Source organism: Kibdelosporangium phytohabitans, from assembly GCF_001302585.1.
Classification (GTDB): Bacteria; Actinomycetota; Actinomycetes; order Mycobacteriales; family Pseudonocardiaceae; genus Kibdelosporangium; species Kibdelosporangium phytohabitans.
This window is the reverse complement of sequence record NZ_CP012752.1, coordinates 7259907-7274111: the sequence shown is the minus strand read 5'-3', so window position 1 is coordinate 7274111 and position 14205 is coordinate 7259907. Positions and strand designations below refer to the sequence as shown.

The window sequence follows — 14205 nt, the reverse complement described above, 5'->3', positions numbered from 1 at the left end:
GGTCATCATGCGGACGCGATTCGTGGGACGGCACCGTGAGCTCGACGAGCTCACCGGACGGCTGCGGACCGCGATGCACGGCGCCGGGCAAGTGGTGCTGCTGTCCGGCGAACCGGGAATCGGCAAGACCAGGCTGGCACACGAGCTGACAGCGCTGGCCGAGACCGACGGCGTGCACATCTGCTGGGGTCGTGCGGTGCAGGACGACGGCAGTCCCTCGTACTGGCCGTTCCGGCAGGTGCTGAAGCTCTTGGCCCGCCGATACGCGCCGGGTGTGCTGGCCGACGAACTCGCGTTGGTCGTCCCGGAGTTCGGCGACGGCCCGGCCACCTCGCCCGAGGAACGGTTCCGCGTGTTCGAAGCGGTCACCGAGTACCTCACCGGTCTCGGCAAGGTGCTCATAGTGCTGGACGACCTGCAATGGGCCGACCCGCCGACCATGCAGTTGCTCGTCCACCTGGCCATGGCGATCGGCGCGGCACCGGTGATGATCGTGGTCACCTACCGGGACACCGAGGTCCCCGCGGCGCTGTCCACAGCTGTGGCGTCGCTGGTCCGTGAGGACACCGTGTCCCGGATCCACCTCGATGGCCTCTCTGAGACCGAGGTGGCCGACCAGCTCGCCGGGCTGACCGGCACTCCGGTCGGCGCGGACGTGGTGGCCACTGTCAGCCACCGGACCGGCGGCAACCCGTTCTTCGTCGCCGAGCTCGGCCGGATACTCGACCAGAACGGGACACGCCTGCCGGACGCGGTGCTGGACGCCGTCCGCGTCCGGGTGGACGCCTTGTCGCCGGACTGCCGTGCGACGCTGGCCGCCGCCTCGGTCCTGGGCAACGAGGTGGACGCGTCGATCGTGGCCGAGGTGCTCGACAGCCCGCTGGACAACGTCCTGTCCTCTGTGGACGAGGCCGTCCACGCCGGTGTCCTGTCCGATTCGGACGGTTGGCGGTTCACGCACGACCTGGTTCGTGAGGCGGCAAGGTTGTTGATGCCGACGGCGCGGCGGTTGGCGTTGCACGCGCGGGCAGCGACCGTGATCGAACGACGCGTGGACGCGCCGTCCCGCGTCGCCGAGATCGCGCACCACTGGCTGGAGGCACTGCCCGCGGGAGACGCGGTGAAAGCGGCCCAGTGGGCGCGTCGGGCGGCCGACATCGCGATGGCGCAACTGGCGTGGGAGAACGCCGCGGACCTCTACGGCCACGCGCTGCGCGCCGCCCCACCCGAAGCCGTGGACAAGGCCAGACTGCTGATCTGCCAAGGCATCGCGCAGCTGCGGCAGATGGACATCGTCAACGGCGAGGAGACGCTGCGGCAAGCCGCGGCGGCGGCACGAGCCTCCGGCGACAGGACCGTGATCGCCGAAGTGTCACTGGCGATGGAGACGGTCAGCAGCTCCGACTGGGCCACGCTGGGGAAGTCGTTGTGCGACGAGGCACTGGCCGGGCTGGTCGACGGCCCGTTGCGCGCCCGGCTGCTCGCCCAGCGAGCCGCGGAACTGGCTTTCCACGGCTCACCCGACCTGGACGGTGTTTCCGCGGAGGCACTGGCGATCGCCGACCGGACCCAAGACCCACGCGCCATCCGCGCCGCGCTGCGGGCCCGTCAGCTCGCGATGGCCGGGCCGCAAGGAGTGCGGGAACGACTGGCGCTCGGCGACCGGATGATCGCGATCGGCAGCGCGGACAGCGACCCGGAAGCGGTGATGTGGGGCCGGTTGTGGCGGTTCGACGCGTTCTGCCAGCTCGGCAGGCTCGACGACGCCGAGCACGAACTGTTGCCGATCAACGACGCCGTCGTCAGGGTCCGCACCAAGATCGCCCGCTGGCACCACCTGCGCAGCGAGGTCGCGATCGCCCACGCCCGCGGCCGGTACGCCCGCGCGAGGGACCTGGCGACACAAGCGATCGACCTGGTCAAGGACACAGGCGGGCCGGTGGTGATGGCGATATCGGTGTCGACGTCGGCGCTGGTGCACGGGATGACCGGCGACGAGGGCCCGATCCTCGAAGAGTACGAGGAATACCTGTGCCACCCACCGGAGATGATCTCCGCGATGGTGGGTGCGTGGCACGCACAGTGCGGCCGGACGGAGATAGCCAGGCGGTGTTTCCTGCCGGGGCAGGTGCACGAACCGATCGGCGGGATGCGGCGCCTGTCGGTCCTGTGCGGACTGGTAGTCCTCGCGGCAGAGTTCGGCGACAAGGAAACCGCGGCAGAGGCATACCGAAGGCTGCTGCCATTCGAAGACCTCATCCAATGCGGCGGGGCAGGCGTGGTGACGATCGAGGGCTCGGTCGCGGGATCGTTGGGCATAGCAGCAGCCGTGTGCGACAGGCTGGACGACGCCGTACGACACCTACGGCGAGCCGTAGCGGACAACGAACGCTCAGGTCTGCCGCCGTACACCGCAACAGCACGCCTCGACCTGGCCCGCGTGCTCGCCCGACGCGACCGCCCAGGCGACGCGGAGGAATCGGTCGCACAGGCACTGTCCGCCCGCGCGATGGCAGAAGAACTGGGCATGCGAAGGCTGGCGTCAGCCGCCGAATCCCTCACCGGAGCCAAAGTCCTCTCACCACGAGAAGGCGAAATCGCCCGCCTGGCAGCACAAGGCCTGACCAACAGGCAGATCGCGGCAGCGGTGCACATCTCGGTGCGCACAGTCGAGACACACGTGCAGAAGATCCTCGGCAAGCTCGGCGTGTCCAACCGCGCCGAGATCCGCTCCCGACTGCTGTGAGCACACGCACCGCGACGACGGCTCGAAGCGGCCACCCCCAGCAGACCGCCGCCCCGCACAAGCGCAGACGCGAGCCCGCAACGGTTGGCGCGTAGGTGCAGGCTAGTCCACGACCGGCTGGCGTGCCGGCCCGGAAGTCCGACGCGCAACGGTTGGAGCGCAGGCGCGGATTCGCGGTGCGCAGCAGATGAACCGACGCGCCAGGCCGACCGGATGCGCGGGCGCGGAAGTCCGGCCCGCGATGGTGTTGGGGCGTGGGCGAGGATGCCGGAGCGCAACGGCTGGCGTGCAGGCGCAAAGCTGGCCCGCGACATCTCGCGCAAAGACGCAAACCAACCCCGGGCGGCGAGCGCGCAAGCGCAGAGAAGGGCTTCGGGGGCAGGAGCGCCCACGCATCCAAGAACACACACCTGGGGTCCGAGCTGTGCGAACGAAGGACCAAGACCACCCCTCCCTGCCCAGCGGTCAGCCCCCCGGCGAGGGACAAGGCTTGTGACGTGCCAGGAAAAGTGGCGACAAAGGCACCCCGAGATCAGAGATCAATCGATGGCAGTCCCGCAAGTCATGTTGATCTCGGTGCCGGTGATCGTACGAGCCCAGTCCGAGGCCGCGAACGCCGCCACATTGCCGACGTCCTGTGGCGTGGCGGGCAAGCCGGTGAGGGTTTGGTCGATGATGCTGCTGAGGATCATGTCCCTGTTCGCGTAGTCCGCCGGGATCGACTCGACCAGCCCGCTTGTCCGCAGGGACACCACGCGGATGCCGTACCTGCCGAGTTCCACCGAGAGCTGGCGGCGCATCGACTCCACGGCGTCGAACGTCACCTGGATGCCGCCGAAGTTGTAGTCGTGCATCGACGGGTTGCGTTCGACGGAGCCGCCGAGCGCGAGTATCACGCCCGACTTCTGTTTGATCATGTGCCGTGCTGCCGCGCACGAGGTGAGGAACTTCGAGCTCACGGCCGTGATCACGGGGCGGATGTAGTCGTCGAGCGTCATCTCGATCATCGGTGTGCCCTGGACGTCTGTGTCGGAGATGACGTTCATCGAGATGTCGATGCTGCCCGCCTTGGTGGCCACGGCGTCGGCGTGCGCGTTGACCTGCTGCTCGTCCGTCGCGTCCACTTGGGCCACTTCGACCTGTCCGCCGACCCTTTCCCGCGCGTCCTCCAGCGTGGCCATGGTGCGGCCCGCGAGGAAGACCCGCGCGCCTTCCTTGACGAAACTGCTGGCCACGGCTGTGCCGACGGTTCCGGCGCCGTAGATGATCGCGTTCTTGCCTTCGAGCAGCACGGTGTACCTCCCGGGTTGGTTTCGCCTGTACAACCCGGGCGGCGCGCCGAACTCATCGCCCGGCGGCGGGGATTTTCTCCGGCAGCCCGTGCGCGGGGAAGTCGGCGTGCAGGAACGACATCACCTCGGTGATCCTGGCGCCGTCGAAGCTCAGCAGATCCAGGGCGATGGGGATGTAGAACTCGTCCTTGAGGCTGTACGTGCCGAACGCCAGCTGGCCGTTGGCCATGGCGGGCACGAACTTCCACCGGTAGCGCAGCGGCGTGGCGAGGAAGCCGCGGATCGCCTCGCGGCCCTGGTACCACTCGGGGACCGGCGGCATGGCGTACCGCGCGTCCTCGGTCAGCATGGCCACGATCCCGTCGACGTCGCCCAGCTCCCACGCCTTCGCGTACTGGTCGGCGGCCTTGCGCAGCTCGGGGCCCGGCTCGACGTACGTGCGCGGGGTGGCGACCTTCCTGGCGCGTTGCAGGGCGCTGTTGACCGCCGCGACTGTCGTGTCCAGCTGCTCGGCGACCTCCTGCGCCGAGAACCCCAGGACCTCACGGAGGACCAGCACGGCCCGCTGTGTCGCGGACAGGTGCTGCAGCGCCGCGACGAACGCGAGCTCGATGCCTTCTCTTGCCAGGTAACCGGCCTCGGGGTCGTACGGGTACGGCTCCAGCCAGACGGGGTCGCCGGGGTTGGTGAGGTCCGTCGGCAGTTCGCGTTTCGCGCGGTTCTCCAGCAACGTCAGGCACCGGTTCGTGGCGATCTTGTACAGCCACGGCCGGACTGTGTCACCTTCGAACCGGTCGATCGCACGCCACGCCCGGACCAGCGTCTCCTGCAGCGCGTCGTCAGCGTCGTGCACCGACCCGAGCATGCGGTAGCAATGGGCCCGCAGCTCACCGCGGAACGGATCGACCAGCTGCTCGAAGTCACCCTCGCGAAGTCCCACCAGGTCAGGCTATACAGTGCCGTCATGCAGGCGTGGCAGGACTGGCTGGCTGTGCTCGAGTCGCACGGCTTCGCGGCCCGCGCGATGACGCGGCCACCGGCGTCCGAACAGGACCTCGACGCGCTGAGCGTGAAAACCGGGGTGGCCGGGGAGCTGCTGGACCTGTACCGGATCAGCGACGGCCAGCTGCCGCCGTGGCGCAGCGAGGAGCCCGGCGCGACGGAGCTGTTCCCCTGCGCCCGTTTCGTGCCTGCCGCCGAGGCGCTCGAACTGTGGCAGGAATGGCAGGAGCCGCGGGTCCCGTTCACAGTGGACGCGGACGGCGGCTGCCTCGCGATCGCCGCGACCGGCGAGATCGTGGACATGGAAACGGGCGAGGTGCACGCGGCGAGCCTGGTCGCGTACCTGGGCGAACTGGCGCGGGCCCGGCTGGCGATCACCGACGACGACGGAATCCTGACCTGGGACATCGTCTGATTAGCCGACGGTCATCCCGAAAGGGCTGACCTGCCCGCACTGGTGTGCACGGCACCGGCGGCGGCGCCCGTGCTCGGCCATGATGGCTGTGTGGCGTTGATCGAGACTGTCCTGCACGGCGGCCGGGTGATCGACCCGGAAAGCGGATTCGACCAAATCGCCGACGTCGGCATCACAGGTGACCGGGTAGTCGCGGTGTCCACGGTGCAGTTGCGCGCCGCGAGACGCGTCGACGTGTCCGGTTTGGTGGTGTGTCCCGGTTTCATCGACCTGCACAGCCACGGCCAGGCGATTCCCGAACAGCGCCTGCAAGCCCTTGACGGCGTGACCACGGCGTTGGAACTCGAAGCGGGCACGACCACGGTCGCCGCCGCGTACTCCCACGCCGGCGCCGAGGGGCGGCCGGTGAACTACGGCTACGCCACATCGTGGGCGCTGGCCAGGAAGATCGAGCTGATCGGCGCGCAGCCCGGCCCGTCGCTGCACGCGATCCTGGAACACCTCGGCGACCCGGGGTGGCAGGCGCCCGCGTCGAAGGCCCAGCGCGCACGGATCTACCAGCGGCTTTACCAGGACCTGGCCGACGGCGCGCTCGGGATCGGCGTCCTGGTCGGGTACGCGCCGCTGGTCGACCCGGACGAGTTCACGCTCGTCGCCGGCCTCGCGGCGCAGGCAGGCGTACCGACCTTCACGCACGCGCGGCCGTTGATCGACGTCAACCCGAGCGTCCCGGTCGACGGCGCCAAGGAGATCATCCGCGCGGCGGGGCAGACCGGTGCGCACATGCACTACTGCCACGTCAACAGCACGTCGGCCCGGCGCATAGACACGGTCCGGGCGCTGTTGGACGAAGCGATCGCGGAGGGTTCGCCCGTGTCTGTCGAGGCGTATCCGTACGGCGCCGGGTCGACCGCGATCGGCGCCGCTTTCCTTGCCCCGGAGGCGTTGAAGCAATCCGGCCTGAGGCCGGACGACATCGTGGTCGTCGCGACGGGCGAGCGGATCGCGGACGAGAAACGCCTGCTGGAGTTGCGGGCAGCGGACCCGGGCGCGCTGGTGATCGTGCATTTCCTCGACGAAGCCAACCCGGCCGGCCGCGAGCACCTCGACCGGGCCCTGCTGTACCCCGGCGGGGCGATCGCCAGCGACGCGGTGCCGTTCACCTGGCCAGGCCAGCCGCCTCCGCCGACGACATGGCCGCTGCCGCCGGGGACACTCGCCCATCCACGCAGCGCCGGGACGTACGCGAAGTCGTTGCGGACGTTGTGGCGCGAACGCGGCCTGCAGACGCTGACCGAGGTCATCGCCCGGTCATCGCTCGTTCCCGCCCGGATCCTGGAGGACGCGGTGCCCGGCATGCGCCGCAAGGGACGGCTCAAGGCAGGCAGTGACGCGGACGTGCTCGTGTTCGACCCGGACCGGATCACCGACCAGGCGACCTATGTGGACGGTGTCCGGCCTTCGCTCGGCGTCGTTCACTTGTTGGTCAACGGTTCCTTCGTGGTGCGTGATTCGGCACTGGTGCTCGACTCGTTGCCGGGCAGGCCTGTCCGCGCCTCGATGTCGCGCAGCGCGTAGACCGCGTACAGCGCGGCCAGCAGGCATCCGCCGCCCATGATCACCAACGCCAGGCCTGCGGTGCCGCCTTCCAGCAGTGCGCCGACCAGCGAGACGCCGATCGGGCCCGCGACCAGAGCCAGCGACGAGACGCTGCCGATCACCCGGCCGCGCAGGCGCTCCGGCGTGCGCTCCTGGATGAGCACGGCAGTGATCGGGTTGATCGGCGCGGCGGCGACACCGACGATGGCCGCGAGCACGGCCATCGGCACCCCCGTCGGGAACAGCATGATCCCGGCACCGGTGATCACCAGGCCCCACCCCAGGACCGGCCTGCGCCGCAGCTTGTGCGCGATCGCGCCGTACACGATCGCCCCGACGATCCCGCCGATCGCGAACGTGGACATGACCAGACCGAGCAGCCCCGGGTTGCCGGTGCTCTGCGCCTGCGCGGTGAGCACGATCGAGATCGGCGCGACGAACAGGACGAGCAGCATCGACGTCAGACCGGCGCCGCGCAGCATCGGCTGACGCCAGACGTAGGAGAACCCTTCGGCCACGGACCGCAGGTAGTGGTCCGGGGCTCCTGCACGCGGGATGTCACGCGGGATGGTCGTCCAGGTCAGCACCACGGCGCCGAGGAACATGCCGACGGTGACCCACAGCGTGTTCGTCGCGCCCGCGGTGGCGATGAACAACGCGGCCAGACCCGGCGCGACGAGGTTGCCGAATCCCTCCAGCGCCTCACCCCACGCGTTCACCCGTTCAAGCGGCACCTTCGCGTGCCGCGCGACATCGGGCCGCAAGGCCTCCCGTGCTGCCATGCCCGGACCGTCGAACAACGCTCCCAAAGCGACGAGCACGGCGATCAACGTGGTGTTGAGGCCGAGCGTGCTGTCCAGAATGGGCAGTGCGGCCACGGCGAGCGCGCTGAGGACGTCGGCGATGATGCTCAGCCGCCGACGGCCCCACCGGTCGATCAACGCGCCACCGAACAAAGTGGACAGCGCGAGCGGACCGAGCGACGCCGCGGCCATCAACCCGGCCAGACCGGGGCTGCCGGTCCGTTCGAGCACGAGCCACGGGACGGCGATACCCGTGATGGCGTTGCCCGCGACGGACAGCCCGGTCGCACCGAGCAGCCCGATGACGGCGATCATGTCCCGATGCCCCGCATCACGGTCTTCATCACGAGCCCGGGAGCGTCGAGCGGAGCGAGCTTGCCGAAGGAGATGGCCTCCCACGCGGAGTAGAACGCGGCGTCCAGCGAGGCCAGGATCCACCAGTCGGGAACGTCCGACCGGAGCACTCCGGCTTCCTGGCCGCGCTGGATGAGCTGCAGAAGCGGCTCGCCGGTCTGCTCGTAGCGAGCGATGAGATCGGGCACGTCGTCGAGCCCGATCTGGCGGTACATGAACTCGATGCGCGGGCCGAGCGGGACGAGCCCGGTGATCGCCCGCTCGAGGGCGGCCTCGACCTGCGAACCGGGCACGTCGAGCTGGGCGTCGGTCATCGCCTTCTCGACGCGGTCATAGGCGTCATGCGAAAGAGCGACGAGCAGGTCGTGCCGGGTGGCGTAGCGTTTGTGCAGGGTGGTGCGGCTGACCCCGGCGGCCTTGGCCACGTCCCCCAGCGAGGCGCTGGGCTTGGCCAGGAGCACCTCGGTCGCGATATCCAGGATCGACTGAACAGTCATGTTCAGAACCGTACACCATTGTTCACCGGTGTGCCGAGATTCCCGGTTTTGGAACCGTGGCCTGCCACCATGACGCACTGTGACGGTATCGACACGCCCGCCGTTCCTGCGCAGAAGGCTGGGAGCCAAGGCGCGGCGGATGCGCGAAGAAGCAGGCCTGACCCTGAGCGAGGCGGCTGACCTGCTCGACAAGACGAAAAGTGCGCTGCACCGGGTGGAAACGGGGGAGACGCGGCTGGACGTCCACCTCGCCCGCTCGATGATGGACAAGTACGACATCTACGACCCGAAACTGGTCGACGATGCCCGCGAAGCGGCCAAGACGCCGTGGTACCGCGCGTTCGGTGTGGAGGACATGGGCTACGTGGATGTCGAGACCTCGGCGGCGCGGGTCAACGAGTTCTCGGTGTTGCTGGTCCCCGGCCTACTGCAGACCGATGCGTACATGGACGCGGTCTTCAGTAGCGGTCACAGTCAGGATCCGGCTCGGATGGAGAGCCAACACAAGATCAGGCGCATTCGCCAAGCCAGGTTGACCGATGAAGAGCGACCGCTGAAGATCCACGCTGTGCTCGACGAGGCCGCGCTGCACCGGGAGGTCGGGGGCGCGGTGGTGATGAGAGAGCAGTTGCTGCACTTGATTGCCGTTGCTGCGCGCCCAGCGGTGACACTCCGAATCTTGCCCTTCGACAGAGGTGCACATCGATCACTGATGGGTTCCTTCACCGTGTTGGAGTTCCCGGATCCCAGCGACCCTCCGATGCTCTACGTCGAGTTTCCCATGGGCTCGCTTCACATCGAGGACGTTGAGAAGGTCGGGGAGGCTAAACTTCGGTTCGAGCAGCTGCGAAGGACTGCGCTCAATCTGGCTTACTCGGTTGAACTGCTCGAACGACTGGCGGTCGAGTTGTATGGCGCGTGACGGGGCGAGGCGTTGTGCATGGATGAACTGGTCTGGCGGAAGAGCAGCTTCTCCGGTCCCGAGAACAATGCGAACTGTGTCGAGGTGGCGCGCCCGAAGCCTGGCTTCGCCGTTCGGGACTCCAAACGCCCGGCGTCGGGTGTGCTCACCTTTCCCGCTACGACGTGGCAGAGCTTCTGCGGTCAGCTGACCCGTCCGTGAGCCCCGTCAGAATCGTTGCTCGGTGTTCGTGCGCATGATCGGCGCGATTCCCGACATGGTCAGGCTGCGGAAGCGTTCGTAGGCCTGGTCCGCTGTCAGCGGTGCCTTGGTGCCCAGCCACCAGCCGACCGTCGCCGCCACGCCGCGGACCACGAACGCGGTGACCAGGTCCAAGTCTTCGGCGGGCAGGTGCGGCCGGAGGTGGTCGGCGAGGGTCGTGGTCAGGTCGCGGCGCACGACGAGCAGCGCGGGCTCGTGCTTCATCACTGTCGCGGCGAACAGTTCACGGCTGCCGTTCGCGTGCCGGAAGACCGCGCGGAGCGGGCTCAGCGGGTCGTCGGGGTCCGCGCAGGCCGCCATTTCCGCTTTGATGCCCTCGAACCCGCTCAACAGCAGGTCTTCCTTGCCGTGGAAGTGGGTGTAGAACGTCGAGCGGCCGACGTCCGCGCGGTCGAGGATGTCCTGCACGGTCACCTTGTCGTAGCCGCGCTCGATGATCAGCTCGACCAGGGCCCTGCGCAGTGCCTCGCGGGTGCGGCGCACTCTCCTGTCGATCATCCGCTCCTCGTTCCCGAACAATCCCGGTTGATCCGTCCGGTACCGGACGGTGCCGAGAATTTGTCTCTGGCCTGCGTCTTTGTTGGTACTCCAGTATCGGACACATGTCCATTAACGAACAGGTCGTGCAGTCGCTCGAGGTTCCGGGAATCGGGACGACATGGTTGGTCAGCGGCTTCGAGGAGGGCCGGGCGTTGCTCTCGGATCCGCGGTTGTCGCGTGACGAACGCAAAGGGCCGGAGGCGTTGCGTGAGCTCGCGTGGAAGAACCGCGCCGGTATGTCGATGGGGCGTCACCTGCTCGACGAGGACCCGCCGAACCACACGCGCCTGCGTGGGCAGATCAAGAAGGCGTTCACGCCCCGGCGCGTGGAAAACCTGCGACCACGTGCGCAGGAAATCACGGATGCGCTGCTGGACACCGTGTCCGGTGAGGTGGACCTGATCGACGCGCTGGCTTTCCCGTTGCCGATGACGATCATGTGCGAGCTGCTCGGACTTCCAGAGGAGGACCGTGCCGACTTCCGTGTCTGGGGCGCCGAACTGGCGATGGGCATGGATCCGACCGCCGACCGGGACAAGGTGGCGCACGGCGGAAAGGCGTTGCGGGCGTACTTCGAGACGCTGCTCGCCGAGCTGAAGGCCGACGACAGGTCGGTGGAGGACCAGCCGGATCTGACCCGCGCGCTCGTGCGCGCGGGTGAGTTGGACCACGAAGAGCTGATCAGCATGTTGATGCTGTTGCTGCTGGCGGGGCACACGACCACCGTGAACCTGATCAGCAACGGTGTGCTGGCGTTGCTGACGAACCCGGATCAGCTCGCGTTGCTGCGTGCCAGGCCCGAGCTGTTGCCGCAGGCGATCGAGGAACTGCTCAGGCACGACGGTCCGCTACAGGTCTCGTTGCCCCGGATCACGGTGGACGAGGTGGAAGTGGCGGGCGCCACCATTCCGGCGGGCGACATGGTGCACGTCGTCGTCGCGGCGGCCAACCGTGACGCGTCCCGTTTCCTGGATCCAGAACGCCTGGACATCACACGCACCGACAACCAGCACCTGGGTTTCGGGCACGGCGTGCACTTCTGCGTCGGAGCGGCGCTGGCACGGATGGAGGCGCAAGTGGCGATCGGCACCCTGGTGGCGCGGTTCCCTGATCTGCGCCTGGCCGTGCCGGTGGACGAGCTGCAGTGGGAGGTGAACCCGATTCTGCGGTCCTTGGTGTCGCTACCCGTGCTAACTTAGATATTGCCGTGGTTGCACGGCCCGGACGAGCGCGTCGTACCCGGTTACGCGAAGACGGCGCAGTGATGGAGTCGTTGCATTACTGCGGAGGTCGTCATGGCATGGTTGGCGCTTGTCATATCAGGTTTGTTCGAGACGGTGTGGGCTGCGGCGCTGAGCGCGTCGCGCGGGCTGTCGAAACCGCTTGCCACCGTTGTGTTCGTCGTCGCACTCGTGATCAGCATGGCTGGTCTGGGTTACGCGCTGCGAACCATACCGGTTGGCACGGGTTACGCCGTCTGGGTCGGGATCGGCGCCATCGGAACGGCCGTCTACGGCATGCTGGCGATGGGCGATCCGGTGTCAGCGAGCCGGATCACGTGCCTGGTGCTGATCGTGGCGGGTGTCGCCGGCCTGAAGTTCCTCCACTGAGGACACTCACCTCGGGTCGTTCATGTACGGAAGACGATCCACCGCATCGCCGCGTACATGTACACGGCCTCACACGCCCCGGCGGCCAGCCGGGCGAGCCGGTAGTCGACACCGAGTGCGGCGAGCCCGTTGCCCACGCCGAGAATCCACGCGAGGTAGTTGACGACGACAACGACGACGTAGATGCCGAACTGCGGGCCGACGGGTGCGTGTGAGCGGAAGTTGAACGTCCGGTTGAGGGTGTAGCTGAGAGCGAACGCGAACGCGTAGGCAATCGTGATGCTCAGCCACAGCACGATGTCGAACACTCCGTGCAGGAGGCTGAGCAGCACGAGGTCGACGCCGAACGTGAAGCTGTTGATGACGGCGAAACCCAGCAGGCTCGGCGGCACGACGCGGTTGAGCCCGAACGGCAGCCGGGCGGCGATCGTGGCCATGACGGAGTTGAATTTGCGGCCCCGCTCCTCCGCCGCAGTGGTGTGCACGGCGGCAGCCTGGCAAGCGGAGATGTCGGGAAAGCGACGCTGGATCAACGTGCGGGGGAACTCGGTGCGAGCGCCTCGACGAGCCAGGATGGTGCTTGTAGCGCTTCAGCACCAGGTCGATCAGGGTCGGCACGTCGGCGAAGCCCGACTCGACCCGCAGCCACACCTTGATTCCGTGGGTGTCGAAGTAGTCGACGAACGGCTCGTGCTTGTCGCTGCTCGCGAACTTGATCGTGGAACCGTAGTCGCGGCCGTCGCCCGGGTGGGGGAACTGCAGTGCGACGCCGTTGCTGGAGATGTTGCCGACGACCCAGACGTTCGCGGACGCCGACCCGGGGAAGTACCCGCTCATCTGCTTGGTCGCCTTCTCCCAGCCGCAGGGGCTGGGGAAGGGGCTGATGCCGTAGCTGGACGAGCGTGCGCCACCCCGGCGGACGGGCCGTTGCCGCCGCCGGGGTCGCTCTTGGTCGGGTGCGGAGTTCGCTGAGGACCCGCTCGAGTCCTTGGCTCGCACGCGGAAGGTGTACGCCGTCGCCGGCGTGAGGCCGGGGATCACCGCGTTCGGGATGGTCGCGGCGACGACCTTGGACGATCCGGTCCAGCGGACCTCGTACTCGGAGGCGCCCCGGGAGGTGTCCCACTCGAGTGTCACCGAGGTTCCGGTGACGCTGAACGTGCGCACACCGGTCGGTGCGGGTGGGGCAGCGGCGGCTGTTGCGGGGAGGGCGGCCATGATCGAGGTCACGGCCGCCGTGAGGACCAGGGATGTGTGTCATCCCATCCGCGTTCGCCCTTTCGGCCACGCGACAGCACCCCGCTGCGCGGAGCACTGGCGGCGTGCCACGATAGTTAACAAACTTGCCTAATCAATGATGACGTGCTTGTCAACCGTGCTGCGCCGCGGTCCAGAGCTCCTGCATCGCCCCGAGGTAGATCTCGGGCTCGACAGCACGCAGCCGGGCGGCCATGGTGATCTCCACGGGATGGGTGTGCAGCAGGAACCGCTCCTCCTGCATGCCGCGGACGGCGATGTCCGCGACCTCGCACGGGTCGAGCGCGCGATCGGCCAGGCCCATGCGGACCGCGCGGCCGACGGGTCCTTCGTCCACCTCGCTCATCATCGGCGTCTCGACCAGGCCCGGGCACAGGCACGAGAACCGCACCCCGGTGTGGCTGTACATCACGGCATACGATTCCGCGAGGCCCAGAGCGGCGTGCTTGGTCACGGTGTAGGGCGCCGCGCCCGGCGACATGATCAGGCCCGCGGCAGACGCTGTGTTGACCAGATACCCCTCACCGCGGTCGATCATCGCGGGCAGCAGTGCGCGCATCGCCCAGACGTGTGACATCACGTGCACGTTCCACTGCTGGTGCCAGCCGTCGTCACCGACTTCGACACCGCCGACGGGCAACGGCATCCCCGCGTTGGAGAAGTACACGTCGACCGGCCCGAACTCGTGCTCGGCCGCGGCGATGAGCCGGCGGATCTCCGGCTCGCCGCCGACGTCCGCCTGCACGGCCAGACCGTCCACTCGCGACGCCGTCACCCGGACGGCGTCGATGTCCTTGTCCACGACGGTGATACCGCGTGGCCCCTCCTTGGCGAACCGGTCCGCCAGCGCGGCACCGATCCCGCTGGCAGCGCCGGTGATCAGGACGTGCCTGCCGCCGAAATCCAT

At 68.2% G+C, this 14205-nt stretch carries 14 protein-coding genes, 1 pseudogene and 1 riboswitch; of the genes and pseudogenes, 7 read left to right on the top strand and 8 right to left on the bottom strand.

The genetic code is table 11. From position 1 onward, the window contains the following. Nucleotides 1–7: 7 nt before the first annotated feature. Entirely contained in the window at nt 8–2746 is a 2739-nt protein-coding gene (locus tag AOZ06_RS32735; RefSeq protein WP_157233388.1) for an ATP-binding protein, read from the top strand. Nucleotides 2747–3285: 539 nt separating this feature from the next. On the opposite strand, the gene AOZ06_RS32730 is transcribed toward AOZ06_RS32735, so the two are convergent. Next, nucleotides 3286–4038, bottom strand: coding sequence for an SDR family NAD(P)-dependent oxidoreductase (locus AOZ06_RS32730; RefSeq protein ID WP_054292921.1), 753 nt, complete (start codon nt 4036–4038; stop codon nt 3286–3288). Nucleotides 4039–4090: 52 nt separating this feature from the next. Then, complete coding sequence (locus tag AOZ06_RS32725; RefSeq protein ID WP_054292920.1) at nt 4091–4978, bottom strand: RNA polymerase subunit sigma-70; 888 nt, start codon at nt 4976–4978, stop codon at nt 4091–4093. Between the two features lie 24 nt (nt 4979–5002). On the opposite strand from AOZ06_RS32725, the gene AOZ06_RS32720 reads away from it, so the two are divergent. Together AOZ06_RS32720 and AOZ06_RS54800 are read left to right on the top strand one after the other, a co-directional pair. Continuing rightward, entirely contained in the window at nt 5003–5455 is a 453-nt protein-coding gene (locus AOZ06_RS32720) for an SMI1/KNR4 family protein (RefSeq protein WP_157233387.1), read from the top strand. Between the two features lie 90 nt (nt 5456–5545). After that, nucleotides 5546–7033, top strand: coding sequence for an amidohydrolase family protein (locus AOZ06_RS54800; RefSeq protein WP_083472089.1), 1488 nt, complete (start codon nt 5546–5548; stop codon nt 7031–7033). Here AOZ06_RS54800 and AOZ06_RS32705 read toward each other — a convergent pair. Next, nucleotides 6931–8172 (bottom strand): MFS transporter, encoded by a 1242-nt coding sequence (locus AOZ06_RS32705; RefSeq protein WP_054292916.1) that lies wholly within the window; start codon nt 8170–8172, stop codon nt 6931–6933. The two genes, AOZ06_RS54800 and AOZ06_RS32705, sit on opposite strands and share 103 nt — an antisense overlap. Then, nucleotides 8169–8708, bottom strand: coding sequence for a TetR/AcrR family transcriptional regulator (locus tag AOZ06_RS32700; protein ID WP_054292915.1), 540 nt, complete (start codon nt 8706–8708; stop codon nt 8169–8171). The genes AOZ06_RS32705 and AOZ06_RS32700 overlap by 4 nt, the downstream gene beginning before the upstream one ends. Nucleotides 8709–8787: 79 nt before the next feature. Between AOZ06_RS32700 and AOZ06_RS32695 the strand changes: the two genes are divergently transcribed. Continuing rightward, nucleotides 8788–9630, top strand: a complete 843-nt coding sequence (locus tag AOZ06_RS32695; protein ID WP_236951813.1) for a helix-turn-helix domain-containing protein — start codon at nt 8788–8790, stop codon at nt 9628–9630. Nucleotides 9631–9648: 18 nt separating this feature from the next. Further along, on the top strand, nt 9649–9831 hold the full coding sequence (locus tag AOZ06_RS54795) for a DUF397 domain-containing protein (protein WP_083472088.1): 183 nt from the start codon (nt 9649–9651) through the stop codon (nt 9829–9831). 6 nt (nt 9832–9837) lie between these two features. Here the strand turns inward: AOZ06_RS54795 and AOZ06_RS32690 are convergent, their stop codons facing one another. Further along, the gene (locus tag AOZ06_RS32690; RefSeq protein ID WP_063810474.1) at nt 9838–10389 is read right to left on the bottom strand and encodes a TetR/AcrR family transcriptional regulator; all 552 of its coding nucleotides are present in this window, start codon (nt 10387–10389) and stop codon (nt 9838–9840) included. A 104-nt stretch (nt 10390–10493) separates the two neighbouring features. On the opposite strand from AOZ06_RS32690, the gene AOZ06_RS32685 reads away from it, so the two are divergent. Next, nucleotides 10494–11630 carry a cytochrome P450 family protein gene (locus AOZ06_RS32685; protein WP_054292912.1) on the top strand — a complete coding sequence of 379 codons (1137 nt, stop codon included), beginning with the start codon at nt 10494–10496 and terminating at the stop codon, nt 11628–11630. Next, nucleotides 11631–11694: riboswitch (guanidine-III (ykkC-III) riboswitch) on the top strand. It abuts the gene before it with no gap. Between the two features lie 32 nt (nt 11695–11726). Further along, nucleotides 11727–12041 (top strand): DMT family transporter, encoded by a 315-nt coding sequence (locus AOZ06_RS32680; RefSeq protein WP_054292911.1) that lies wholly within the window; start codon nt 11727–11729, stop codon nt 12039–12041. A 20-nt stretch (nt 12042–12061) separates the two neighbouring features. Here AOZ06_RS32680 and AOZ06_RS32675 read toward each other — a convergent pair whose 3' ends face one another. The 3 genes and pseudogenes from AOZ06_RS32675 to AOZ06_RS32665 all read right to left on the bottom strand — a co-directional run bounded on the left by AOZ06_RS32675 (nt 12062) and on the right by AOZ06_RS32665 (nt 14205). Then, complete coding sequence (locus tag AOZ06_RS32675) at nt 12062–12526, bottom strand: GtrA family protein (protein WP_236951812.1); 465 nt, start codon at nt 12524–12526, stop codon at nt 12062–12064. Between the two features lie 481 nt (nt 12527–13007). Beyond that, nucleotides 13008–13259, bottom strand: a pseudogene (locus tag AOZ06_RS62265) (fibronectin type III domain-containing protein); the annotation flags it as partial. Between the two features lie 151 nt (nt 13260–13410). Beyond that, the gene (locus tag AOZ06_RS32665; RefSeq protein WP_054292909.1) at nt 13411–14205 is read right to left on the bottom strand and encodes an SDR family oxidoreductase; all 795 of its coding nucleotides are present in this window, start codon (nt 14203–14205) and stop codon (nt 13411–13413) included.

What these genes read in the sequence shown, in the direction of transcription:
- AOZ06_RS32700 (WP_054292915.1), bottom strand. Translation starts at nt 8,708, where the DNA reads ATGACTGTTCAGTCGATCCTGGATATCGCGACCGAGGTGCTCCTGGCC.
- AOZ06_RS32680 (WP_054292911.1), top strand. Translation starts at nt 11,727, where the DNA reads ATGGCATGGTTGGCGCTTGTCATATCAGGTTTGTTCGAGACGGTGTGG.
- AOZ06_RS32705 (WP_054292916.1), bottom strand. Translation starts at nt 8,172, where the DNA reads ATGATCGCCGTCATCGGGCTGCTCGGTGCGACCGGGCTGTCCGTCGCG.
- AOZ06_RS32665 (WP_054292909.1), bottom strand. Translation starts at nt 14,205, where the DNA reads ATGGATTTCGGCGGCAGGCACGTCCTGATCACCGGCGCTGCCAGCGGG.
- AOZ06_RS32720 (WP_157233387.1), top strand. Translation starts at nt 5,003, where the DNA reads ATGCAGGCGTGGCAGGACTGGCTGGCTGTGCTCGAGTCGCACGGCTTC.
- AOZ06_RS32685 (WP_054292912.1), top strand. Translation starts at nt 10,494, where the DNA reads ATGTCCATTAACGAACAGGTCGTGCAGTCGCTCGAGGTTCCGGGAATC.
- AOZ06_RS54795 (WP_083472088.1), top strand. Translation starts at nt 9,649, where the DNA reads ATGGATGAACTGGTCTGGCGGAAGAGCAGCTTCTCCGGTCCCGAGAAC.
- AOZ06_RS32690 (WP_063810474.1), bottom strand. Translation starts at nt 10,389, where the DNA reads ATGATCGACAGGAGAGTGCGCCGCACCCGCGAGGCACTGCGCAGGGCC.
- AOZ06_RS32735 (WP_157233388.1), top strand. Translation starts at nt 8, where the DNA reads ATGCGGACGCGATTCGTGGGACGGCACCGTGAGCTCGACGAGCTCACC.